The organism is Streptomyces vulcanius, from assembly GCF_042653945.1.
GTDB lineage: Bacteria > Actinomycetota > Actinomycetes > Streptomycetales > Streptomycetaceae > Streptomyces > Streptomyces mangrovi.
Map to the genome: position 1 here is coordinate 72011 of NZ_JBHSFK010000052.1, position 7370 is coordinate 79380.

At 68.2% G+C, this 7370-nt stretch carries 9 protein-coding genes; 4 read left to right on the plus strand and 5 right to left on the minus strand.

The window, feature by feature from the left end:
* Positions 1–51 precede the first annotated feature (51 nt).
* Positions 52–1128 (plus strand): tyrosine-type recombinase/integrase, encoded by a 1077-nt coding sequence (locus ACFPIH_RS48690; RefSeq protein WP_381185423.1) that lies wholly within the window; start codon positions 52–54, stop codon positions 1126–1128.
* Positions 1125–1451, plus strand: a complete 327-nt coding sequence (locus tag ACFPIH_RS48695; protein WP_329164893.1) for a helix-turn-helix domain-containing protein — start codon at positions 1125–1127, stop codon at positions 1449–1451. The genes ACFPIH_RS48690 and ACFPIH_RS48695 overlap by 4 nt, the downstream gene beginning before the upstream one ends.
* Before the next feature lie 385 nt (positions 1452–1836).
* Here ACFPIH_RS48695 and ACFPIH_RS48700 read toward each other — a convergent pair whose 3' ends face one another.
* The 4 genes from ACFPIH_RS48700 to ACFPIH_RS48715 form a co-directional block, all read right to left on the minus strand.
* On the minus strand, positions 1837–2757 hold the full coding sequence (locus ACFPIH_RS48700) for an IS3 family transposase (protein ID WP_381185425.1): 921 nt from the start codon (positions 2755–2757) through the stop codon (positions 1837–1839).
* Positions 2754–3128, minus strand: a complete 375-nt coding sequence (locus tag ACFPIH_RS48705) for a transposase (protein ID WP_381185428.1) — start codon at positions 3126–3128, stop codon at positions 2754–2756. The genes ACFPIH_RS48700 and ACFPIH_RS48705 overlap by 4 nt, the downstream gene beginning before the upstream one ends.
* Positions 3062–4690, minus strand: a complete 1629-nt coding sequence (locus ACFPIH_RS48710) for an IS4 family transposase (protein WP_381185431.1) — start codon at positions 4688–4690, stop codon at positions 3062–3064. Before ACFPIH_RS48710 ends, ACFPIH_RS48705 begins: the two co-directional genes overlap by 67 nt.
* Before the next feature lie 223 nt (positions 4691–4913).
* Complete coding sequence (locus ACFPIH_RS48715; RefSeq protein WP_381185434.1) at positions 4914–5333, minus strand: hypothetical protein; 420 nt, start codon at positions 5331–5333, stop codon at positions 4914–4916.
* Between the two features lie 94 nt (positions 5334–5427).
* On the opposite strand from ACFPIH_RS48715, the gene ACFPIH_RS48720 reads away from it, so the two are divergent.
* Entirely contained in the window at positions 5428–6117 is a 690-nt protein-coding gene (locus ACFPIH_RS48720) for a hypothetical protein (protein ID WP_381185436.1), read from the plus strand.
* Between the two features lie 394 nt (positions 6118–6511).
* On the opposite strand, the gene ACFPIH_RS48725 is transcribed toward ACFPIH_RS48720, so the two are convergent.
* On the minus strand, positions 6512–6700 hold the full coding sequence (locus ACFPIH_RS48725) for a hypothetical protein (protein ID WP_381185439.1): 189 nt from the start codon (positions 6698–6700) through the stop codon (positions 6512–6514).
* A 394-nt stretch (positions 6701–7094) separates the two neighbouring features.
* Between ACFPIH_RS48725 and ACFPIH_RS48730 the strand changes: the two genes are divergently transcribed.
* On the plus strand, positions 7095–7370 hold a 276-nt coding region (locus ACFPIH_RS48730), incomplete at its 3' end, for a Ku protein (RefSeq protein WP_381185442.1).

Here is a 7370-nt window from a genome sequence, read left to right on the forward strand (position 1 = left end):
CTCACCTCGTCCGACCGGTTTGCAGTCGGGCCGAAGGCGAGGAGGCTCGGGTTGGCGGCGCTGGCAGTCGTACGGGACCTGCGTGAGCACTGGGCCCCCGCGTCGGCGGAGGAGCTGGAGCGGTTCGAGACCGACGTGCTGTCCGGGTTCGTCCTCGCGCGGGCCTCGGCGGGGCTGGCGGACGGCACGATCCGTGGGGACGTCGGGCACCTGGACCAGATCAGGTCCTGGTTCGGCCGACCCCTGTGGGACATGGAGCCCGCCGACGCAGATGCGTACTTCGGGAAGGTGCTGCGTGGTTCGCCGAGCGGTACCCGGCTGGCCCGGTCGCAGGCGCTGACGACGTACTTCATGTTCCTGGAGCTGCGGCACAAGGTCGAACTCCACCGGATGACCGGCCGGGTCGTCGAGTGCCCGATCGACGAGATGAACCGACCGCGCGGGGCCAAGGACGTCCAGCTGCGGATCCCGCCGACCGAGCCGGAGGTCGGAACCCTATTCGCTGGCTGGGGCGGCGACCTGGCCACCTGCCGCAAGTTCGCGCCTACCGCAAGGAACTACACCGCCTCGAAGCTGATGTCCCAGGTCGGCCTGCGGGTGAGCGAGGCATGCAAGCTCGACCTGGCCGACATCAAGTGGGACCTGGGCCGCTTCGGCAAGCTCCACGTTCGCCACGGCAAGGGCGCCCGCGGATCGGGGCCACGTGAGCGGATGGTGCCGCTGATCAACGGCGCTGATCGGACGCTTCGGTGGTTCATCGAGGACGTCTGGGGCCAGTTCGACGATCACACACGCCCTGGTGCCCCGCTGTTCCCCTCCGAGCGCAAGAGCACCGATGGCTCCTCCCGCCGGGTGGGCGACGACGCCCTGCGAAGCGGGCTCAAGGACGCGGCCAAAGCGCACCTGCCGGGGTGGGGCGAGACGCTGACTCCGCACGTCCTTCGGCACTTCTGCGCGTCCCAACTCTATGGAAACGGGCTTGACTTGCTCGCAATCCAGGAGGTTTTGGGGCACTCCTGGATCGCCACGACCATGCGATACATCCACGTCCAGCAGACCCGGGTTGAAGATGCCTGGGTCGCCGGGACGGAACGGGCCGCGAAGCGGCTGGAAGGACTGGTCCGATGAGGTGGAACCTACGGCTGACCGCCGCGAACAAGGGCGTCTGGAAAGCCTCCGAGCTCCAGCGGAGCCTGGCAGAGCACGGCCTGGTGATCTCGGCCGGAAAGATGTCCGGACTGTGGTCCGGCCAGCCCGTCTCACTCAAGCTGGAGGACCTGGACGTCATTTGCGTCGCCCTCGGCTGCGAGATCAGCGATCTGCTGATCCCCGAGCCGGAGAAAGTCCGGCGCCCCGGCGAGGAGACCGGCCTGCAGGCCGCCGTTGCGGCTGGCCCGGCCCCGGTGGTGGTTCCGCGTCGCCGTGACGGCCGGTCTCTGCCGCCGATGTGATGGCCTACGTTCTGCCGGCGGGCAAGTGCAAACCGCCAGCCAGTTGCCCGACCTGCTTCGGCTGGGGCGTGCTGCCCGGCCGCGCCTGCGGCGCATGCGAGAGTTTCCGCCGCAACGAGGAGCCTGCCGAGTGCAGGGGCTGTCGGCGAACAGTGCGGCTGAAGAAGGGGTACTGCCGTCTGTGCTGGCATCAGGCGAGCCAGGACGCCAGGGGGCAAGTCACCGTCTTGGAGCCCTACCTGGAGAAGGTGCAGCATCATCAACTGTTCTTCACCAACCTCCACCGTCCGCGTCAGCCCGGCCCTCCCAGAGGTAAGCAGGGACGCCGTCGGGGTCGCCCGCGCCACCCCGACCTGAGGTTCCCCCGCTGTGCGGGAGTGGCTGGCTAGCAGGTCAGGGCGGGTTGACGTGGTTTCAGTTTCACTGGTTCGGCCGCTGCCTGGTCGGCGTAGTGCTTCTCTTCGAACTCGATGGGACTGAGGTAGCCGAGGCGCTCTTGGATGCGGCGGTGGTTATAGAAGCCGTCGATGTACTCGAAGAGCGCGAGATTCGCCTCGGCTCTGGTGTCGAAGGTCCGTCCGCGGATGCACTCGGTCTTGATCGGCATCCACAGGTTCTCCGGCAGGGCATTGCCGAAGGAGTCGCCGACCGAGCCCATGGACGCTTGAACACCTGCTCTGACCAGGCGGGTTGTGAGCTTGATGGACGTGTATTGCGTGCCGTGATCGGCATGGTGGACGAGTTGGCCGGGGGTGACCTCGCGGCTGGCCAGCGCGTACTCGAGGGAGGTGAGGACCAGGTCGGCGTCCGCGCGGGCGGAGGTCTCCCGGGCCACGACTCTGCGGGAGAAGGCGTCGCGGATCGCCGACAGCCACAGTGGCCCCTCCAGGGTGGGGATCATAGTCAGGCCGGTGACCCACAGCCGGTTCGGCGCGTGTGCCGTGAAGTCGCGTTGCACCAGGTCAGGGGCGAGGTCGGCGTCTGGGTCGCGGCGGGTGAAGCTCTTGCTTCTGCGGGGACTGATCCCGGCCAGGCCGGCCTGGCGCATGAGCCGCTCGACCCGCTTGCGGCCGACGTGGACGCCCTCGTGTTTCAGGACGGCATGGATCCTGGGTGATCCGTAGATCCCGCCGGAGTCCTGGTGGATCTGCCGGATCTGCCCGGTCAGCTCGGTGTCCTGGCGGATCCGTTCACAGGGGTCCTTCTCGGCCTGGCGCCAGCGGTAGTAGGTGGAGGAGGGGATGTGCAGTTCCCGCAGTACGGGCTCGACCCCCAGGTGCGGGTGCTCGTCGAGGAGCGCTCTCACCTGGGCCGGGTCGGGTCGAGCTGCGCGGCGAAAAAAGCCGAGGCCGTCCGCAGGACCTCGTTCGCCCGGCGCAGGTCCCGCACCTCGCGCCGCAGCTGGGCGAGCTCGTTCTTCTCTTCGGTGGTGAGCAGGTCATCCCGCTCGCCGGCGTCGGCCTCGGCCTGCCGGATCCAGTTCCGCAGGGCTTCGTGATGCACGCCGAGTTCCTCGGCCATGCGGCGGATCACGGGCTTCGGCTCGGCGGTCCGGTACATCCGCACCGCACGCTCACGCAACTCCAGCGGGTACTTCCAAGACCACGGAGTTATGGCCGGGCCGCTGCTGTCAACAGGGTCTGGGGCAAGGGCTGGTGGAGGTCGGGGGTAGTCCACTCGGGTTCGAGGGCATAGAGGCCCCGTCCGGTGCGGCGGAGGATTCCTTCGCGGACCCAGCGTCCCAGTTCCGCGCGTAGTCCTTGGGCGTCGTCCAGTCCGATGCCGCGGGCGATTTCACGTGCGCGCCAGGTGCGGAGGGGATCGGTGCGCAGGAGTTGCAGCGTGCGGTCGCGGCGTCCGTCGGGTCCGGGTCCGGCGGCCGGGTGCACGGTGACATTGATGCTGGTGATCCTGGAGGCGCCCAGGACTTGTGCCTGGTCGGGCGGGGCGGCGTAGCGGGAGATCGGGCACTTGACGCGACGTGGGTTGACGCGGGCCCGGCGAGGCGGGAGGAGATTGTGCAGCAGGGCCGATGTGATGCGTCCCGGTCCGGTGTCGGGCAGTACGTCGGCGGCGGCGATGAGCTGGTCTTTGGCGGTTTCCAGGGCGACGGTGAAGGAGGCGCGGTCCGGGTCCGTGCCGGGGAGTGTCTCGACGGCTTCGGCCATCGCCCGGCGCAGTGCCTGGTAGACGGTCAGGTGAGCCCAGAGCTCCTGCTGGACCCCGGTCGCGTCCTGGGAACGCAGCACCAGGCCGCGTTGCAGGGTGTGGCGGAGCGAGTAGAAGGCCGACTCGATCTCCCATCGTTCGTGGTAGAGCTCCACCAGCTCGGCGGCGGGGTGGCGTCGGTGGTCGGTCAGCGTGGTGGCCAGCCGGTAGTGGCCTTCCAGCCGCAGCCCCTTGGCGGTCGTCACCGTGATGTGCGCGTCGATGATCCTCAGCCGGGTCCCGTTGATCCTGGTCAGGAACGACCCGTCCGGCAATAGTGCCCAGCGGGCGGGTGTCCTGGTTCCCTTGAGGCGTACCAGCAGCTGTGCCCCGGTGGCCGCGGCTTTCGCGAGGAAGCCGTCAGAGTCGAAACCCCGGTCGTTGAGCAGCAGCATGGTGTCGTCCAGCAGCGGGAGCAGCTGCTCCGCGTACCCGGTCTCTTTCTCGGGGGTCGGTCCAAAAACCGCGCCGAGCAGCGCCCGTGTCCCGGTCTCGCACAGCACCATGATCTTCAGCATCGGATAGCCGTCCGTGCCGTAACGGTGTCTGTGCTTGCCCAGCCAAGCACAGACTCGCGGCCGGGCAGGGGCCTTGGTGGAACTGCACCCGTCGAAGGCGACCGTGCGCCAGTACCGGTAGCGGACCCCGGGTGTGACCGGCTGCGCCACAGGGCCGGCCAGCGTCTCGAACAGCAACCGCAGCGGCGCGACACCCAGCCGCCGGCGCACCTCTCGCAGTGCCTTCTCCGACGGACGTCGTGGGAGGAGTCCGCGCAGCCCGGCGGCCAGCTTGTCCCACACACGCACGTACCCCAGCTGCGGAAAGAGAGCCAGCGCCAGGATGAAGTACACACCCACCCTCGACGGCAGCAGCCGCAGCCTCTGCTGAGTGCTGCCGGTACGTTTCAGCACGTCATCGACCAATTCAAAGGGCAGCTGCCGGGTCAGCTCGCCCAGATGCCCCGGAGCGAAGACGCCGTCGGCGACGGTGACGGACGACGCGAGGGTGACGGTGGGACACTGAATGGGCAACGGGGCTCCTTCAAGCAGGAAGACCTTGGTCGGCTTCCTCGCTCTACCAGGAGCCCCGTTGCCGTGACCGGCACTTCCCCTGACTTCCCCTGCCCTGTTGACAGCAGCGGCCCGGCCATAACTCCGTGGTCTTGGGGTACTTCCTCGGGGCAGGCATCGTCTGGGCTCCTTTCATGAGGCCCATCTGACCTGCTGTCACCTTTCCCTGCATCTCGGGGGAACCTCAACCCCGACCCCCGCCCACCGGCCGGTCTCCGGCTGGCTCCAGCCGCCGCTGTTCGAGGCCCGCCGAGATTTCACCCGGTTCAATCGCCAGGAACATGCCCGGCTCGACAACCCGTGGCTGGCCTGGGCCCGGCATGCCGCACATCGTCTCGGCGAAGCGCATGGCTGGCCTCGCGGTGTCCGCCTCGACGTCGGCCGAGCCCTGGTGATCGTGCTGTCCGGCCATGTCAGCGGGGAAGTCGTGCGGCACTCCGAGATCTTCCCGGCCTTGCGATCCCGCGGGCTCAGCGTCCAACGCACAGTGGAAGTACTCGCCGACATCGGCGTCTTCCAAGACGACCGGACGCCGTCGTTCGAACAGTGGCTGGAGCGCAAGCTCGAAGGCATTGCCTCCGGAATCCGCCGCGACGTGGAGCACTGGGCCTCGCGACGACGCCACGGTCTGGGGCTACCTCAACCGGATCCGTCCCGTCCTGCTGGAGTGGTCTGTCCCCTACGACCATCTGCGCGAGGTGACGCGCGACGACGTCCTCACCCAGCTGGATGCCCTCCACGGCAGCCAGCGACGGCACATGCTCATCGTGCTGCGGTCGCTGTTCGGCCGAGCGAAGAAGAGCGGCACCATCTTCAAGAATCCGACCAGCCGCATCCGCGTTGGCCAGCACGAGTACGGCATCCTCCAACCCCTGGAGCCCGAGCACGTCAACAACTCCGTTGCCGCGGTCGCCAAGCCGGCGGACCGGCTGGTCCTCGCGCTCGCAGTGGTGCACGCCGCGCGATCCGGTGCGATCCGGCGCCTCCAACTCGACGATCTTGACATCGGCAATCGCAAGCTCGTGATCGACGGCCGGGTGCGGCCTCTGGACGCGCTGACACTGCACGTCGCCCGCGAGTGGCTGGACCACCGACGCTGCCGCTGGCCCGACACCGCTAACCCGCACTTGCTGATCAACAAGTTCACCGCCTTGGGCACCGGCCCGGTCAGCGCTGTCTCCCTGACCACACCGCTTCGCGGCCAGGCCGCCACTCTGGAACAGCTCCGCGTCGACCGGCAGCTCGAAGAAGCCCTCGCCCATGGCCCCGACCCCCTCCACCTCGCCGAGGTCTTCGGACTCGATGCGAAGACCGCGATTCGCTACACGGACTCCGCGCGGGCGCTGGCTGGCGTTCACTCAGCCTTCGTCTGGCGGAGTACAGCGTGATGGCGTCCACGAGGCCGTCGTAAGGATCTTCCGAATTGTCCCGCAGTGCCGCCTCGAAGGCGGCGATGCCCATCGGCTCCGGCCGCCGGAACCTCTTGCGCTGCTGGTCGGTGATGCGGTTCTTCAGGATGGCCCAGGCGTATGCCTCATATGATCCATTTGAAGCATATGATCCTATTTGTCCATTACGGCATCGAAGGTGGCATCCACCGCCTCCTCGGTGTCCGCATCGGATCCGAGCTGTAGATAGGCGAAGCTCATGTAGCCCTGTCGCCGATCGGCGTGAAACGCCCAGTATGAAACTCGGGCGGAGTCGGGCCACTGCGTCATCGGCACGGTCTTCCGTCGCCGACTCGGAACGCCTACGGCGCCGCCGGACTCCTCCGGCCCGCCCTCACTCACCGGTCCCCCCGGGCGGCTCGCCCGCTGCGGCGTGCTGCTCGTCCGGTACCGACGGGCGCATGCCGGTGATGCCCACACGGACGCCGGCGGTGAGTGTCTGCCTGGAAATTCGAAGCGCGTCGGGGCCAAGGACCCGGATGGCCGGCGCGGTCAGCAGCAACGCCGTAACAGCGTCGTGCACGTGCCCTCCCCGTTGGAAGTGATCTGGGAAACGCCGCCCCACCCCGGCGTCGGGAGGCGAGCGCCTCCAGCAGTAGAGCGTTCGGGGAGCCGGAAACGTGCATGCCGACCACTAAAATATTACACAAAGTAATCACTCGGATGCGCTCAATGGAGAAGTCCAAGTGATCTGAATCGATCAACTTCTTTCTGGGCCGGAGGTGACGGGGGGACTGCGGCGCTCGGCCGAGGAAGGCCACGCGGCCCGCGTGCAGAAGCATCGTGATTCTCTTCATGTCCTGCCCAACCCCGTCTGGGTCTCCGGGCGACGGCCCGCACGGCCAGATCACCCCGCAGGCGCCCGGCGCACCCCGCCGGGGGGACCTACCCTGAAGGGGGGGTGAAAGGCAGGCGCCATGCCGGGACCCGTTCTGTGGAGGGGCCACATCACCTTCGGACTGATCTCGGTGCCCGTGGCCCTGGTGCCCGCCGTCCGCCGTCCCGCTTCGCCCCTGCACCAGATGCACACCGCCGGGGGCTGCTTCGGCCGCATCTGGATCCGCAAGGTGTGCGAACTCGACGGCGCCCGCGTCGCCGAGCAGGACGTGGGCCGCGCGTACGAGAAGGCCTCCGGCGCCCTTGTGCCGGTCACCGACGACGACCTGGACCGGCTGCCGCTGCCCACCGCGCAC

Coding starts and splice junctions, on each gene's coding strand:
- ACFPIH_RS48695 (WP_329164893.1), top strand. CDS start 1,125: ATGAGGTGGAACCTACGGCTGACCGCCGCGAACAAGGGCGTCTGGAAA.